This window comes from Pseudonocardia autotrophica (assembly GCF_003945385.1).
GTDB lineage: Bacteria > Actinomycetota > Actinomycetes > Mycobacteriales > Pseudonocardiaceae > Pseudonocardia > Pseudonocardia autotrophica.
This window is the reverse complement of sequence record NZ_AP018920.1, coordinates 498029-512794: the sequence shown is the minus strand read 5'-3', so window position 1 is coordinate 512794 and position 14766 is coordinate 498029. Positions and strand designations below refer to the sequence as shown.

The 14766-nt window shown below is 73.1% G+C and carries 16 protein-coding genes; 4 read left to right on the top strand and 12 right to left on the bottom strand.

All coding sequences use genetic code 11. The annotated features are described in order from the left end of the window. Window positions 1–53 precede the first annotated feature (53 nt). Both purQ and purS read right to left on the bottom strand, forming a co-directional pair. Window positions 54–731, bottom strand: a complete 678-nt coding sequence (gene purQ / locus Pdca_RS02510) for a phosphoribosylformylglycinamidine synthase subunit PurQ (protein WP_085913590.1) — start codon at window positions 729–731, stop codon at window positions 54–56. Further along, window positions 728–961: a phosphoribosylformylglycinamidine synthase subunit PurS gene (purS, locus tag Pdca_RS02505; RefSeq protein ID WP_029239885.1), complete on the bottom strand. Its 234-nt coding sequence runs from the start codon at window positions 959–961 to the stop codon at window positions 728–730. The genes purQ and purS overlap by 4 nt, the downstream gene beginning before the upstream one ends. Window positions 962–1051: 90 nt before the next feature. On the opposite strand from purS, the gene Pdca_RS02500 reads away from it, so the two are divergent. Further along, entirely contained in the window at window positions 1052–2068 is a 1017-nt protein-coding gene (locus Pdca_RS02500; protein ID WP_085913591.1) for an NAD-dependent epimerase/dehydratase family protein, read from the top strand. A gap of 13 nt (window positions 2069–2081) precedes the next feature. Here the strand turns inward: Pdca_RS02500 and Pdca_RS02495 are convergent, their stop codons facing one another. After that, the gene (locus Pdca_RS02495; protein ID WP_085913592.1) at window positions 2082–2945 is read right to left on the bottom strand and encodes an alpha/beta fold hydrolase; all 864 of its coding nucleotides are present in this window, start codon (window positions 2943–2945) and stop codon (window positions 2082–2084) included. 210 nt (window positions 2946–3155) lie between these two features. Here Pdca_RS02495 and Pdca_RS02490 point away from each other — a divergent pair, with 210 nt between their 5' ends. Continuing rightward, window positions 3156–3515: a VOC family protein gene (locus Pdca_RS02490; protein ID WP_085913686.1), complete on the top strand. Its 360-nt coding sequence runs from the start codon at window positions 3156–3158 to the stop codon at window positions 3513–3515. An 82-nt stretch (window positions 3516–3597) separates the two neighbouring features. Here the strand turns inward: Pdca_RS02490 and Pdca_RS02485 are convergent, their stop codons facing one another. The 6 genes from Pdca_RS02485 to Pdca_RS02460 form a co-directional block, all read right to left on the bottom strand. Further along, window positions 3598–4359, bottom strand: coding sequence for a DUF2334 domain-containing protein (locus tag Pdca_RS02485; RefSeq protein ID WP_158092196.1), 762 nt, complete (start codon window positions 4357–4359; stop codon window positions 3598–3600). A gap of 225 nt (window positions 4360–4584) precedes the next feature. Next, window positions 4585–5304, bottom strand: a complete 720-nt coding sequence (locus Pdca_RS02480; RefSeq protein WP_085913594.1) for a GolD/DthD family dehydrogenase — start codon at window positions 5302–5304, stop codon at window positions 4585–4587. Continuing rightward, window positions 5304–5765, bottom strand: a complete 462-nt coding sequence (locus tag Pdca_RS02475) for a ribose-5-phosphate isomerase (RefSeq protein ID WP_085913595.1) — start codon at window positions 5763–5765, stop codon at window positions 5304–5306. Before Pdca_RS02475 ends, Pdca_RS02480 begins: the two co-directional genes overlap by 1 nt. Beyond that, window positions 5762–7474 (bottom strand): dihydroxyacetone kinase family protein, encoded by a 1713-nt coding sequence (locus Pdca_RS02470; RefSeq protein WP_085913596.1) that lies wholly within the window; start codon window positions 7472–7474, stop codon window positions 5762–5764. Before Pdca_RS02470 ends, Pdca_RS02475 begins: the two co-directional genes overlap by 4 nt. Further along, window positions 7471–8793: an RbtT/DalT/CsbX family MFS transporter gene (locus Pdca_RS02465; protein WP_085913597.1), complete on the bottom strand. Its 1323-nt coding sequence runs from the start codon at window positions 8791–8793 to the stop codon at window positions 7471–7473. Before Pdca_RS02465 ends, Pdca_RS02470 begins: the two co-directional genes overlap by 4 nt. Next, on the bottom strand, window positions 8790–9890 hold the full coding sequence (locus Pdca_RS02460; RefSeq protein WP_269462832.1) for an alcohol dehydrogenase catalytic domain-containing protein: 1101 nt from the start codon (window positions 9888–9890) through the stop codon (window positions 8790–8792). Before Pdca_RS02460 ends, Pdca_RS02465 begins: the two co-directional genes overlap by 4 nt. Before the next feature lie 158 nt (window positions 9891–10048). On the opposite strand from Pdca_RS02460, the gene Pdca_RS02455 reads away from it, so the two are divergent. Continuing rightward, window positions 10049–10999, top strand: a complete 951-nt coding sequence (locus Pdca_RS02455) for a sugar-binding transcriptional regulator (RefSeq protein WP_085913599.1) — start codon at window positions 10049–10051, stop codon at window positions 10997–10999. A 142-nt stretch (window positions 11000–11141) separates the two neighbouring features. After that, a complete protein-coding gene (locus Pdca_RS02450) occupies window positions 11142–11711 on the top strand; it encodes a flavoprotein (RefSeq protein WP_174824301.1) in 570 nt (189 codons plus the stop codon). 37 nt (window positions 11712–11748) lie between these two features. Here the strand turns inward: Pdca_RS02450 and Pdca_RS02445 are convergent, their stop codons facing one another. The 3 genes from Pdca_RS02445 to Pdca_RS02435 all read right to left on the bottom strand — a co-directional run bounded on the left by Pdca_RS02445 (window position 11749) and on the right by Pdca_RS02435 (window position 14671). Continuing rightward, entirely contained in the window at window positions 11749–12609 is an 861-nt protein-coding gene (locus tag Pdca_RS02445; protein ID WP_085913601.1) for a phosphoribosylaminoimidazolesuccinocarboxamide synthase, read from the bottom strand. Further along, window positions 12606–14033 (bottom strand): adenylosuccinate lyase, encoded by a 1428-nt coding sequence (gene purB / locus Pdca_RS02440; RefSeq protein ID WP_174824300.1) that lies wholly within the window; start codon window positions 14031–14033, stop codon window positions 12606–12608. Before purB ends, Pdca_RS02445 begins: the two co-directional genes overlap by 4 nt. 62 nt (window positions 14034–14095) lie before the next feature. After that, complete coding sequence (locus Pdca_RS02435; RefSeq protein WP_125911209.1) at window positions 14096–14671, bottom strand: TetR/AcrR family transcriptional regulator; 576 nt, start codon at window positions 14669–14671, stop codon at window positions 14096–14098. Window positions 14672–14766: the final 95 nt, after the last annotated feature.

Genomic DNA, 14766 nt, shown 5'->3' with positions numbered 1-14766 from the left:
ACGCCGTGCCGGCGTTCCGCCAGGTCGTCGGCACGTCGTTCGAGGGGTCCCGGTCAGCCGAGGCCGGCCGTCGCCTTCAGCACCGAGGTGAACAGGCCCGCACCGTCCTCGGACGGGCCGGTCAGTGCGCTGGTGGCGTGCTCCGGGTGCGGCATCAGCCCGACCACGTTCCCGGCCGGGTTGGTGATCCCGGCGATGTCGCGGGCCGAGCCGTTCGGGGCGCCGTCGCGGTAGCGGAACACCACCCGGCCCTCGCCCTCCAGCTCGTCGAGGGTCGCGGCGTCGGCGACGTAGCGACCCTCCTGCGACTTCAGTGGGACGAGCAGCTGGTCGCCGGTCGCATAGTCGCTGCTCCACGCGGTCCGGGCGTTCTCCACGGTCAGGACCAGATCACGGCAGAGGAAGTGCATGCCGGCATTCGCGACCAGCGCGCCCGGCAGCAGGTGCGCCTCGCAGAGGATCTGGAAGCCGTTGCAGATGCCGAGCACCGGCAGGCCGCGCCCGGCCGCGTCCACGACCTCGCGCATGATCGGCGCCAGCGACGCGATCGCACCGGCCCGCAGGTAGTCACCGTAGGAGAAGCCCCCCGGGACGACGACGGCGTCCACCCCGCGCAGGTCGTGGTCGCCGTGCCACAGCGGGACGGCGTCGGCACCGGCACGCCGGACGGCGCGGGCGGCGTCGACGTCGTCGAGCGTGCCCGGGAAGGTGATCACGCCGACACGACTCACAGCCGGGTCACCGTCCAGTCCTCGATCACCGGGTTCGCCAGCAGTGAGCCGGCGAGCCGGTGCAGGGTCTCGTCGTCGATCGCGTCGTCGACCTCGAGCTCGAAGTGCTTGCCCTGCCGCACCCCGCTCACCCCGGAGACACCGATCCGGCCGAGCGCCCGGGTCACCGCCTGACCCTGGACGTCGAGGATCTCGGGCTTGGGCATCACGTCCACCACCACTCTCGCCACGACCTCAGCCTAGAGGTTCGTTCCGCGGGCTTCCCCCGTCCCACGGCGAAGGGTGGTGACAGCCCGGCGTGCCGGGCCCCACCATCGGGTATGCGGATTCTGATCCTGGGCGGAACGGTCTTCCTCTCCCGCGCGATCGCCGAGGCGGCGCTCGCCGCCGGACACGCCGTGACCTGCGTATCCCGCGGAGTCTCCGGTGCGCCACCGCCGGGCGCGGCGACGGTGAAGGCCGACCGGTCCGAGCCCGGCGCGCTGGCGGCGGCGCTGGCCGGGGAGCCGTCCGGCCGGGGGTACGACGCCGTGATCGACGTCGCGACGATGTCGGCGCCCTGGGTGCGGGACGCCCTGGACGCGCTCGCCGATCAGGCCGCGCACTGGACGTTCGTCTCGTCGATCAACGCCTACGCCGATCCGTCGGTGCGCGGCGGGACCGTCGACCAGGCCACCCTGGCCCCGATGCACACCCATCCCGACCAGGACTCGGACGACCCGGACGTCTACGGCGCCACGAAGGTCGCGAGCGAGCAGGCCGTGCTCGACCGGGTCGGGGACCGTGCGCTGATCGTGCGCGGCGGGCTGATCTGCGGGGCCGGGGACCTGTCGGACCGCTTCGGGTACTGGGCGAACCGGTTCGCCAGGGGCGGGCGCGCCGTCGTACCGGACGTTCCGGGGCATCCGATGCAGATCGTCGACGTGCGGGACCTCGCGGAGTGGATCGTGCGGTCCGCCGCGAACGGCGCCACCGGCACCTTCGACGGCACCGGGCCGCGCTCCACCCTGGCCCGGGTGCTGGAACAGATCGCCGACGCCGTCGGCGCCCCGGACCTGGACCTGGTCCGGGTACCCGCGGAGACGCTGGTCTCCGAGGACGTCGCGATCTGGGCCGGGCCACGGTCGCTCCCGCTGTGGCTGCCCGAGTCGCACTGGGGCATCGCCGACCGGGACGTCAGCGCGTCCCTCGCGGCCGGGCTCGACACCCGGCCGGTCGGCGAGACCGCACGTGCCGCGCTGGACCGGGAGCGGGAGCTGGGGGTCGCCCGGAACCGGCGTTCCGGGCTCACCGCCGACGAGGAGCGGTCGGTGCTGCGGGCGCACACCACCGGCTGATCCCGGTGCCCGGTCAGCCGCCGCCCCCGAGCACCGCGCACAGCCGGGCCGCGAACCCGGCCGGGTCGCCCTGGTGGCCGAACTCGCCACCGGCGAACCCGCCGTGGTGGCTGAGGAAGCGCACCGCCGGCCGGCCCAGCCGGGCCGCGAGCGCCCGGGCGGTACGCGCGGTGAGCGTGTCCCCGGACTCCTCCCCGACCGCGATCAGCACCCGGGTGGGTGCGGCGGCGAGCGCGGCGGCGTCCGGGACGTGGCTGAACACCGGGTCCGAACGACCGGAGAGCAGCGGGTCGTCGCGGGAGCCGTCGTCGGCGTCCGACAGGCCGAACTGCGCCGGGTCCGGTGATCCGGCGGCGAAGTACTCGTCGGTGAACTCGCCGGACCACGACGTCAGTGCGATGAAGGCGGCCATCCCGGCGCCGGATCCCCGCGCGTCGTAGGCCTCCCGCACCCCGTCCCAGGCCCGCCGGGCGGCGCCGGCGTCCGGGAGCTCACCGATCAGCGGTGGCTCGTGTGCGACCAGGACACGAACGTCGCCGGGGTGCGCGGCGACCAGGGCCAGCGCCGTCACCGCGCCCCCGCTGCTCGCCAGCAGATCGACCGGCCCGCCGATCGCGCCGATCAGCGCGTGCACGTCCGCGGCCTGCACGTGCGGGTCGTGGTCGGTACGGCCGTCCCGCCGGGTGCTGCGCCCGATCCCACGCGGGTCGTAGGCGACGACCCGGCGCTGCGGCAGCTGCGCGGCGAGCGCACGGAACCCGGTGGCGTCCATCGGCTGGCCGATCGCGAGCAGCGGACGGTCGCCCGGCGCCGGATCGGGGCCGTGCACGTCATAGGTGATGACGGCGTCGTCGAGATCGAGGGTGCACGTGTCCATACGGCATGGGACCCGGCCCGGACGTCGTTCTCATCGGTACCCGGCGGGGACCCCGCCCGGTGGCACGTGAGCAACGACCTACGTCACCCGCTCGGACGAGTGGGCCCGGACCGGGGATGCTGGTCGTATGCACCGCAGCGACGCACAGGATCCGGCGGGCCAGTCGTGCCCCGCACCGGCCGCCGGCCGGGAAACGGCGAGGTGCGTCCGATGGGCATGAGATGGGAGCAGGTGGTCCTCGACGCCCGCGACCCGGAACGGCTGGGGCGCTGGTGGGCCGAGGCGCTCGACTGGGAGGTCGTGACGGCCGCACGCCGGGAGTTCTCCATCCGCCCCACCCAGGGCGGCGCCCCGGGGATCACCTTCGTGCCGGTGCCCGAGGGCAAGCGGACCAAGAACCGGATGCACATCGACCTGCAGCCGGACGGCGTGCGCGACTCGGAGGTCGCCCGGCTGCTGATGCTGGGTGCGACGAGGATCAACGTGGGGCAGCACGGTGACCAGCCGTGGACCGTGCTGGCCGATCCCGAGGGCAACGAGTTCTGCGTGCTGGGCGAGTACCGCCGCTGATCCATCCACAGGTGACCCGAGTTGTCCACAGGGTACGCACACTGTGGACAACTTCTGGGGACAACCTCTGGGTACGCCGGTGCTACGCCGCCGCGGCGGACGCCGGCAGCGCCGCGCGGTACACCGATCCGACGGCACCCGCGCCGCGCGCGGCATCGATCGCGTCGAGCGCGGCCTCGACCCGGTGCGGTTTGCGCAGGTCCTTGGCACGCAGACCGATCCGCACCACACCGGTGCGCCTGCTCAGGCGCAGCGCCTGCTGCGCGAGCGTGCGGCGGCCACCCGTCGCACGCTCGGCCCGCAGCCACGGCTCGGAGCTGCGGAAGGTCAGCACCCTGGCCCGCAGGATCGGTCCGCCGGCCATCGTGGAGCGCACCGTCGCCTCGTCCGCACACAGGGTGAACCCGAGCTCGGGCAGCGCCTCGACGGTGCCCGCCGACGCGATCCAGCCGGGCGGCGCGAAACCGTCGGCCGACAGCCCGGTGGCGGTGAGGATCCGGCGGGCGGCGGTCAGCCGCAGCATCGCCTCGTGCCGGGGCAGCGCGCCGAACTCGGTGCGCCGTCCGATCCGCGGGACCGAACCGTTCTGCCAGGCCCCGACCGGGTCGGCGGTGTGGTCGTAGCCGTGCAGCAGCAGGTCGTCGCCGGCGCCGATCCGGCCGGCGATCCAGCGGACCAGGTCGTCGCCGCGGCGCAGCGGGTGCACCCCGGCCGCGCGGGGCTGCACCAGGTGGGTCAGCGGGACCCCGCGCCGGTCGAGCTCGGCGGCGAAGGCCACGGCGCGGGCCCGGTCGGCGTCGTCGCCGTCGGTGAGGCCGGACAGCGAGACCAGCAGCGTTCCCATGCCCGCCATGACACCGCACCGAGATGAACCCGGTGTGAGCCGCGCGGGTCGGCCCGGCGACGAACGACCGGCCGTCCCACCCGGGGTGGGTGTGCGGACGGGCCGCGCGCCGCCACCCACGAAGGCCCGGCCGACCGCACACCCGCTGGCCCCGCGACACACCTGTTGCAACGGGTGTGCGGCGGGGCCGAGGGGTGTGCGGCGGGGCCCGGGGGTGCGGCGGGGTCAGCGGGCGGTGAAGCCCCCGTCGACGCGCAGCTCGGCGCCGTTCACCATCGCCGCCTCGGTCGAGGCCAGGTACACCACGGCCGCGGCGATCTCGGACGGCTCGGCGAACCGCCGGGCGGGGATCTCCGCGCGGTGCGCGTCGCCCGCAGGGTTGTCCCAGACCTCGCGGCCCAGTGCGGTGAGGACCACGGTCGGCGAGACCGCGTTCACGGTCACCCCCTGCGGGCCCCACTCCACGGCGAGGGTGCGGGTGAGCCCGTTGATCCCGGCCTTCGAGGCGCAGTACGCGGCGTGCTTCTCCAAGCCGCTGCTCGCGGCCTGCGAGGCCAGGTTCACGATCCGGCCGTATCCCTGCTCCACCATCACCCGCCCGGCGGCCTGGGCCATCAGCCAGGATCCGGTCAGGTTGACGTCGAGGGTCCGGCGCCACTCGTCGACACCCAGCTCCAGGGCCGGGGCGAGCAGCGCGATCCCGGCCGAGTTGACCAGCACGTCGAGCCGGCCGTGCCGGTCGAGCACCTCGGCCACACCGGCCCGGGCGGAGTCCGGATCGGCGACGTCCACCCGATGCGCCGAGGCGCACCCACCGAGAGCGTCCGTGCGGAGATCGGCACCGGCGACGACGGCGCCCTGCGCGGCGAGCGCCCCGGCCACCTCGGCGCCGATCCCGGAGGCGGCACCGGTGACCAGGGCGACGCGTCCCGTCAGGTCGAACATCAGCCGCGCTCGTACTCGTCGAGCGCGGCGACCTTCTCGGCCGATGCGGACTGCGGGTCGAAGCGGTGCTCCAGCCACTCCGAGGCGAGCTTGCGGGCCAGCTCGATCCCGACGACGCGCTGCCCGAAGCAGAGCACCTGGGCGTCGTTGGACTTGATCGAGCGCTCCACCGAGAACGGGTCGTGCGCGGTCACCGCCCGGATACCGGGCACCTTGTTGGCCGAGATCGCGACGCCGAGCCCGGTGCCGCAGACCAGCAGCGCGCGATCGGCCTCGCCGTCGGCAACCTTGCGGGCCGCCGCCACCCCGATGTGCGGGTAGGCGGTGTGCCCGTCCTGCGCCACCCCGACGTCGATCACCTCGACGACCCGGTCGTCGGCCTGCAGATCGGCCTTGAGCCGCTCCTTGTACTCGTACCCGGCGTCGTCGGCGCCGACCACGATGCGCAGCTTCCCGCTCACGTGCCCTCCAGTACTCGTCCGACCGCGGTGACGATCAGCGCCATCGAGGTCGCCCCCGCGTCGGGCGTCCCCACGCTCTTCTCGGCCAGGGGCCGGGCCCGCCCGATCCGCGGCCGCAACTCGGCCGTGTCCCGCGCGCCCGTCGTCGCGCTCTGCCCGGCGGCGCTCCAGGCCGGGGCGAGCTCCTCGCCCGCCGCGACCCGTCGTTCCAGCTCGTCGGTGAAGGGCAGCAGCGCGTCCAGCAGCGTCTTGTCGCCCGGCTGCGCCCCGCCGAGCTGCTCGATGGTGCTCGCGAACTCGCGGACACCGGCCGCGACGACGCCGGCCGGGTACGACTCGGCGGTGTCCCCGAGGTGCCGCCCGAAGGCCTCCAGCGCGGCCCCCCACAGCACGCCGGAGGTGCCGCCGGCCCGCTCGGCCCAGGCCTGGCCGGCCTGCTGGAGCAGCCAGCCGCCGCCGACCTCGGGACCGAGATCGGCGATCCGCGCGGTCGCGGCGGTGATGCCCTTGAGCATGCCGCGGCCGTGGTCGCCGTCCCCGGCGACCGCGTCGATCCGGCCCAGCTCGTTCTCGTGCTCCCGGATCGTCGACTCGACGGCGGCGAGCGCGTCCCGGACGGTGCCGGCCAGCCGCCGGGCGGCCTCGCCGGCCTCCGGCGCGGTCACGACCGCCTCGGCTCCGGCGAGCTCGTCACCGCTCGGGGCACGCAGCGCGGCCAGCGGTGCGCTCGCCTTCCGGTAGGCGGGGGTGTAGGCGTCGGCCCGCCAGAGCGGGTCCAGCTCGTCGTCGAGCCACATCAGGGTCAACGAGCAACCGCCCATGTCCAGGCTGGTCACGAGCTCGCCGACCTCGGGATCGACGATCTCGTGCCCGGCGTCGCGCAGTCGCCGCGCGACATGCCCCCAGAGCAGGAACAGCTCCTCGTACTTGGTCGTCCCGAGTCCGTTGAGGATCGTGCCGATCCGGCCGGGCGCGCCCGCCGGGGCAGCCTTCAGGAGGTCGTCGACCAGCAGATCGGCGAGCTCGCGGGCCGGGAGCATCGGGACGTCGCGGATCCCGGGCTCGCCGTGGATGCCCAGGCCGAGCCCGAGGTGTCCGTCCGGGACGGTGAACAGCGGCTCGTCCTCGCCGGGCATGGTGCAGCCGGAGAAGGCGACGCCCAGGGTGCGGGTCGCGGCGTTCGCGGCCCGGCCGAGGCGTTCCACCTCGTCGATGTCGTGGCCCCGGGCGGCGGCCGCGCCCATCACCTTGAACACCGTGAAGTCGCCCGCGATGCCCCGGCGGCGCTCCTCCTCGGCCGCGGAGGCGATGTCGTCGGTGACGACCACGATCCGGGCGTCGATCCCGTCGGCCCGCAGCCGCTCCGCCGCGATCCCGAAGTTGATCACGTCACCGGCGTAGTTGCCGAAGCTGAAGATCACGCCCCGGCCCTGGTCGGCGGCCCGCCCGACGGAGTACGCCTGGGCCGCCGATGGCGAGGTGAAGATGTTGCCGACCACGGCGCCGTGGGCCATGCCGGGGCCGACCGTCCCGCAGAACGCCGGGTAGTGGCCCGACCCGCCGCCGATCACGACCGCGACCTGCGGCTCGTCGCCGCGGTGCGCGACCACACCGCCGTGCACCCCTCGGACACGGTCGGCGTAGAGATCGAGGAATCCGGCGAGCTGGTCGTCGGCGAACTCGGCCGGGTCGTCGTAGATCCTGGTCATGCCCGCTCCCCCACTCCGGCGGAGTCGGCCGAGGTCGGCAGATCCTCCGCGCGCTGGGGTACGTCGAGCCAGTACATCATCACGAAGGCGGCCGCGTAGAGGGCGACGAAGGCCCACACGACTCCGACGTTGCCGGTGCCGAGCGCCAGCATGATCGCGACGACGGCAGCACCCAGGAACGCGGCGCCACCGGCCGCGGTGGTGTACATGGCCATCGCGGCTCCCTTGTGGTCGGGTGCCAGCGCGGGCATGATCGCGCCCATCGGGACGAACCCGGCGAGCAGGCAGCCGAAGACGCAGCCGGCCGCGACGGAGACCCAGAAGCCCCAGGTGGAGCCGGCCGGGACGGCCTGCGGCACGTACCACCAGAGCAGCAGGCCCACCGCGGAGCCGAACACGCCGAACCACTGCACGGTGCGGCGCCAGCCCCACTTGTCGCCTACCCAGCCGAAGACCGCGTTGACCAGGATGTTCGTCGCGTAGACGAACACGGTCATGGTCAGCCAGCGGCTCTGGCCCCAGCCGAGATCGACGGCGATGACCGTCGGCAGGATGACGAACATGCCGTACTGCGGGGCGGTGTTGATCAGGCGGACCAGGAAACCCATCAGGATCTTCGGGTTGCTCGCGGTCAGCCGCAGCCCGGCGGTGAGCACCTGGGCGTTGCTCTCGCCGGCCGGGGCGAGCCGCTGGTGGGCGTGCCCCTCGCGGACGCCGAAGTGGCAGATCGCCCAGCCGACGACCACCAGCGCGGTCGCGCCGACCATCGCGGCGGTCTCACCGCCGGTCGATCCACCGAACGCCGGGATCATCCCGATCGCGAACAGCGAACCGAGGGTCGGCAGGCCACCGGTGAACATCACGTAGAACCAGCCGACCGCGGCACCGTTGCGGTGGTACGGGGTGACGGCGGCGATCCACACCAGGAAGGCGAACGCGAACAGCGGGTAGCCGAAGCCGCGCAGGAAGTAGGTGATGGTGACGCCCCAGAAGCTCTCCGCCTGCAGGCTCAGCAGGAAGAGCACCTCGAACACGACCCAGACGACGACGCCGAGGGTCATCACCCGGCGCGGTCCCCAGAGATCGGCGAGCGCGCCCGCCAGGTAGCTGGCGATCAGGACGGCGAGGCCGTACATCGAGATGATCGTCGCGACGGTGGCCTCGGGCGAGCCGAGCACCGCCTCGATGTGCGGGGAGATGAAGTTCGACTCGGTGCCGTTACCGGTCATGAAGACCAGCACGCCGACGAAGCCCCAGCGCAGTGCGTGCGGGATGCCGAGCCGGTCGAGGAAGGTCTCCTTCACGTCCGCGCCCCTCATGCGTTCGGGAGGATCGAGACCTTGACCGACGCACCGGAGGTGTCGCCGACCAGGTCGAGGGCCTTCTGGAACTCGGCGAGCGGCACCTGGTGGGTGCAGATGTCGGAGATCGGGAGCTTGCCGTCCTCCAGCATCTTGATCGCGGCCGGCCAGCAGTGCGGGCCGAGGTGGGCGCCGCGGACGTCGAGCTCCTTGTCGTCGGAGATGATCGACCAGTCCACCGTCACGTCGGACCCGAAGACCGAGTACTCGACGAAGGTGCCCAGCTTGCGCAGCAGGTTGAGGCCCTGCGCGACGGCCGGGACCGCGCCGGAACCCTCGAGGTAGACGTCGGCGCCGTAGCCGTCGGTCAGCTCCTTGACCCGGGCGACCGCGTCCTCGCGGGAGATGTTGATCGTGAGGTCGGCGCCGGTGCGGCGGCCGAGCTCCAGCTTGTCGTCGTCGAGATCCAGCGCGATCAGCAGTCGCGGGTTCTTGGCGCGGGCGCCGGCGATCAGGCCCAGCCCGATCGGGCCGCAGCCGGCGACGACCACGACGTCGTCGAAGGAGATGGTGGCCCGCTCGACCGCGTGCAGCGCGCAGGACAGCGGCTCGGCGAACGCAGCGTGCTGCGGCTCGAGGTCCGGGGAGACCCGGTGCACCCTGGCGCGGGTCGGGACCAGCATGTACTGGGCCATCGCGCCGTTGAAGTTGCGGAAGCCGAACATGTCGTGCGGCCCGCACATCCAGTACTGGCCGCGCAGGCAGTAGCGGCACTCCTCGCAGGGCACGATCTGCTCGCAGGCGACCCGATCGCCGAGCCGGACGCCGTGCCGGGCGAGTCCGGCGTCGTCGCCACCGACGATCCGGCCGACGAACTCGTGCCCCGGGGTCACCCCGGTCTGCGCCCAGGCAGGGCGGTTCTCGTCGCCCCAGAACTTGGCGGCGCCGTGGTAGCACTTGAGGTCGCTGGCGCAGACGCCGACGGCCTCGACCTGCATCAGCAGCTCTCCCGCGTCCGGCTTCGGGACGTCCACCTCCTCCAGCCGGTAGTCCTCCGGGCCGTGTACGACGACGGCCTGCATCCGGGCGGGGATCTCGTGGGTCCCTGTGCTCACGGCGAAACCTCCATTGGTGCCTGCCATGCGAACTGCTGCATGCGCTTGGCCTGAGCATGCGTTCCGGCGTGAACATCTGTCAACACATCGGTTCCAGGGTGAACAAACGTGCACTATGCTGATGCGGCACGATCCTCCGTGAGGAAGGGAGACCGGCGATGGCGCCACGCGGGTTCACCCGCCGTGATCTCGCCCTGATGCACAGGGCGGCACGGCTGTACTACCTGGACGACCTCAACCAGGCCGCGATCGCGGAGCGGCTGACGGTCTCCCGGCCGACGGTGTCCCGGCTGCTCGCCGAGGCGCGGCGGGTCGGCATCGTGCGGATCACCGTGCACGATCCGGACACCCTGCGGGTCGGCGGCGACGACGCGGCCCGGCTCGCCGCCGCACTCGGTGTCGAGAAGGTGTGGCTGGCGCCGTTCGCGGCGCGCCCGCTCGGTTCGATGCTCGCCGAGCCGGTCGGCGAGGCACTGCGCGAGGCCGCGCTCGGCCCCGGGGACGTGCTGCTGGTGTCGTCCGGGCGGACGGTGTGGGAGATCAGCCACGAGGCGCTGCCCGCGTTCCCCGGCTGCGAGATCGTGCCGACCGTCGGCGGGGTCGCCGAACCGGAGGCGTGGCACCAGACCAACGAGATCACCCGGGCGCTCGCCGAACGGATGCAGGCGCACCCGCACTTCCTGTTCACCCAGGCCATGCCGTCACCGGCGATGCGCGACACGCTCGCCGAGGACCCGGAGTTCCAGCGGGTCACCGGATTCTGGAGCCGGGCGCAGGCCGCGCTGGTCGGCGTCGGGGCGCCGCCCGCCGGCCGCGAGTCGATCTCCACCTCGGTGCCGCTGGACGACGAGGGACTGCGCGCCGGGGCCGGAGACGTGTGCCTGAACTTCTACCGCGCCGACGGCGGCGAGATCGCGTTCCCGGGCAGCGACCGGATGGTCCGGATCTCCCCCGATGAACTGCGGAAGGTACCGCGGACGATCGCCGTCGCCGTCGGCACGGAGAAGGTGCCGAGCATCGTCGCCGGGGCGCGGGCGGGGCTGTTCAACCGGCTCGTCACCGACGCACCGACGGCGCAGGCGCTGCTGGAGGCGCTCGGCGGGGTGTGAACGCCGCCGGCCGGGGCTCGGCTGCGCGGTAGCGTGAGCCGATGCATGCATCGGGCGACGCCCTGTACCGGAGGGCACCCGAGCCGGCCCGCACCCGAGGGGCGTTGTTGACCGGGCTCGCCCGGCGTTGCCGCGTCGTCCGATGAGCAGATCGGGGCCCGTGGTCGGGCTCGTCGGATGCGCGGCGGGCGGTGTCGAGACGGCCTGCGAGTCGTTCGTGCGGCCGGCCCGGGCCCGGGGCTGGGGTGTGGCCGTCACGCTCACGCCGACCGCCGGATCCTGGCTGGCGGGCTCGGACGAGCTGGCGACGCTGCAGGACGCGGCCGGGCTCCCGGTGCGCGTCCACCCCCGGGCCCCCGGCGAACGGAGCCCCCATCCTCCCCTCGACTGCTGTGTCGTGGCACCGGCCAGCGCGAACTCGGTCGCGAAGCTCGCGCTGGGCATCGGGGACAACCAGGCGCTCACCATGTTGTGCGAGTTGCTCGGCAACCCGGCGATCCCGCTCGTCGTGTTCCCGAGGGTCAACGCCGCACATACCCGCCATCCGGCCTGGCCCGGACACCTCGCCGTGCTGCGGGCCGCGGGGGTGCGACTGATCGAAGGGCCCGGCGTCTGGGACCTCCACGAGCCGGGGCAGGCACCGTCGAACCGCCCGCTCCCCTGGGACACGATCCTGGCCGCGACCGAGTACGCACTCGACGGCCGGCCGTAGCCGAACTCCACCAGCAGTGTCGGCCCCTGCCAACACCTCAGCTGCCGACCGGCGACTCCCAGACCGACCCCGTGATCCTCCGGTACACCTCGGCGTAGCGGTCCTGCACGACCTTCACCACGTCGTCGGGCACCTCCGGACCGGGCGCGGTGCGGTCCCAGTCCAGGTCGGCCGACCAGTCGCGCACGTACTGCTTGTCGAAGGAGAACTGCTGGCGGCCGGGCTCGTAGGAGTCGGCGGGCCAGAACCGCGACGAGTCGGGGGTGAGCACCTCGTCGCCGAGGACGATGCCGCCGTCGGTGTCGCGACCGAACTCCAGCTTGGTGTCGGCGACCAGGATCCCGCCCGCCGCGGCCGACTCGGCCCCGCGCCGGTAGACCTCCAGGGTCAGTGCGCGCAGCTGCTCGGCGGTGTCCGCGCCGACCAGTGCCACGACCTCGTCGAAGGTCATGAACTCGTCGTGCTCCCCGACCGCCGCCTTGGTGGTGGGAGTGAAGATCGGCTCGGGCAGCCGGGAGCCCTCGACCAGGCCGTCGGGCAGCCGTACGCCGGAGACGGTGCCGTTCTTCTGGTACTCCTTCAGACCGAGACCGGTGAGGTAGCCGCGGGCGATGCACTCCACCGGCAGCATCTCCAGCGGGCGGCAGCGGACCGCCCGCCCGGCGAACTCGGCCGGGACGTCGTGCGTGCCGATCACGTGGTTGGGCACGAGATCCGCGGTCCGGTCGAACCAGAACAGCGACAGCGCCGTGAGGATCGCGCCCTTGTCCGGGACCGGCGTCGGGAGCACCACGTCGTAGATCGAGAGCCGGTCGGAGGCGACCAGCAGCAGCTCCGCCGGATCCACGCTCTCGTCGAGGTAGAGCTCGCGGACCTTGCCCGAGTGCACCAGCTTCACAGGATCCCTCCCGGGGTGTAGGCGGCCGCCTCCGGATTCTTGGCGGTGATCGCCGCGATCCGCTCGTTGACCGCGGCGACCTGGGACGCCGCCGCCCCGGTGAACCGCAGCGGATCGTCGAGCAGCCCGTCGAGCGTCCCGGCGGGCAGCCCGAGCCGGTCGTCGGCGGCTAGCCGGGCGAGCAGGTCGTTGTCGGACTGACCCTGCTCGCGCATCGCCAGCGCGACGGCGACCGCGTGCTCCTTGATGACCTCGTGCGCGGTCTCCCGGCCGACCCCGGCCCGCACGGCGGCCATCAGCACCGCGGTCGTCGCGAGGAAGGGCAGGTAGCGGTCCAGCTCGCGGGCGATGACCGCCGGGTAGGCGCCGAACTCGTCGAGCACGGTCAGCGCGGTCTCGTAGAGACCGTCGAGGGCGAAGAAGGCGTCCGGCAGCGCGACCCGGCGGACCACCGAGCAGCTGACGTCGCCCTCGTTCCACTGCGAGCCCGCGAGGTCCGCGGTCATCATCGACAGTCCGCGCAGGATCACCATCAGGCCGTTGATGCGTTCCGCGGAACGCGCGTTCATCTTGTGCGGCATGGCGGACGACCCGACCTGGCCGGGGGCGAAGCCCTCGGTGGCGAGCTCGGCACCGGCCATCAGCCGGATCGTGGTTGCCAGCGACGACGGCGCCGCGGCCAGCTGCACCAGCGCGGTGACGACGTCGTGGTCGAGCGAGCGCGGATACACCTGGCCGACGCTGGTGAAGGCCTCGGCGAACCCGAGGTGGGTCGCGATCCGCTGCTCCAGCTCGTCGAGCTTCGCCGCGGCCGCGGCGTCGCCGCCCAGCAGGTCCAGCATGTCCTGGCTGGTGCCCATCGGGCCCTTGATCCCGCGCAGCGGGTAGCGCGAGCGCAGGTCGTCGAGCCGGGCGTGCGCGACCAGCAGCTCGTCGGCGGCCGAGGCGAAACGCTTGCCGAGGGTGGTGGTCTGCGCGGCGACGTTGTGGCTGCGGCCGGCCATCGTCAGCTCGGCGTACTCGGCGGCGCGCCGGCCGAGCCGGGCCAGGATCGCCACGGTGCGGTCGGCCACGAGCTCCAGCGACAGCCGGATCTGCAGCTGCTCGACGTTCTCGGTGAGATCGCGGCTGGTCATCCCCTTGTGCACGTGCTCGTGGCCGGCGAGGGCGTTGAACTCCTCGATCCGGGCCTTCACGTCGTGCCGGGTCACCCGCTCGCGGTCGGCGATCGAGGCGAGATCGACCTGATCGACGACGGCCTCGTAGTCGTCGATGACCGACGACGGCACCTCGATGCCCAGATCGCGCTGGGCCCGCAGCACCGCGATCCACAGCCGTCGTTCCAGCGCGATCTTGTACTCCGGGGACCAGAGCCGGACCAGCTCGGGACTCGCATAGCGCGCGGCCAGCACGTTGGGGATCACGTGGCGCGATGATAATCGCTGGTCGAGCGGGTGGGGCGGCCGGGAGCCCCGGCTCACACGGACTACTTCCCGATCGCCTCGCGCAACGCCTCGCGGGCCACCCCGCGCGGATCCTGCTCGGCCTCGATCAGGGCGGTCAGGACCATGCCGTCGACCAGCGCGGTCACCCGCCGCACCTCACCCGGCCGCGGCCGCCGGCCCGCGGTGCGGGTGAGCGCCTCGTCGAGCAGCCCGTCGAACTCGACCCGCTGGGCGCGCAGCAGCCCCGCCAGGAACGGCCGGTGCCCCGATCCGATCAGCCGCTCGAACCGGCGCAGCACCGCACCCAGCCCCTCGGTCCGTGAGCGCGGACCGAGCATCAGGTCGAGGACGATCTCGGCCGGATCGTCCCGCATGTCCAGGCAGCCGCGCACATAGGCCAGCTCCTCGTTGCCCAGCCGGTCCAGGCCGGCACAGACCAGATCCTCCAGCGAGGAGAAGTAGTACGTCGTCGCGGCCAGCGGCACCCCGGCCCGCTCGGCGACCGCACGGTGCCGGATCGCGTCGAAACCGCCTTCGGCGAGCAACTCGGCGGCTGCCGCCACGAGCAGCGCACGCCGCCGCTCACCCTTCTCGGTCTGTTTCCCGGGGGCCGCCATGAGAGTCATCCTGCCTGCCGGAGCGGCATTCTTTCGAGTGAGTTGTTTCGCGTCCCGATACCCAGGTGGCAGCCCTGTCCGTGACCATTTCGTGA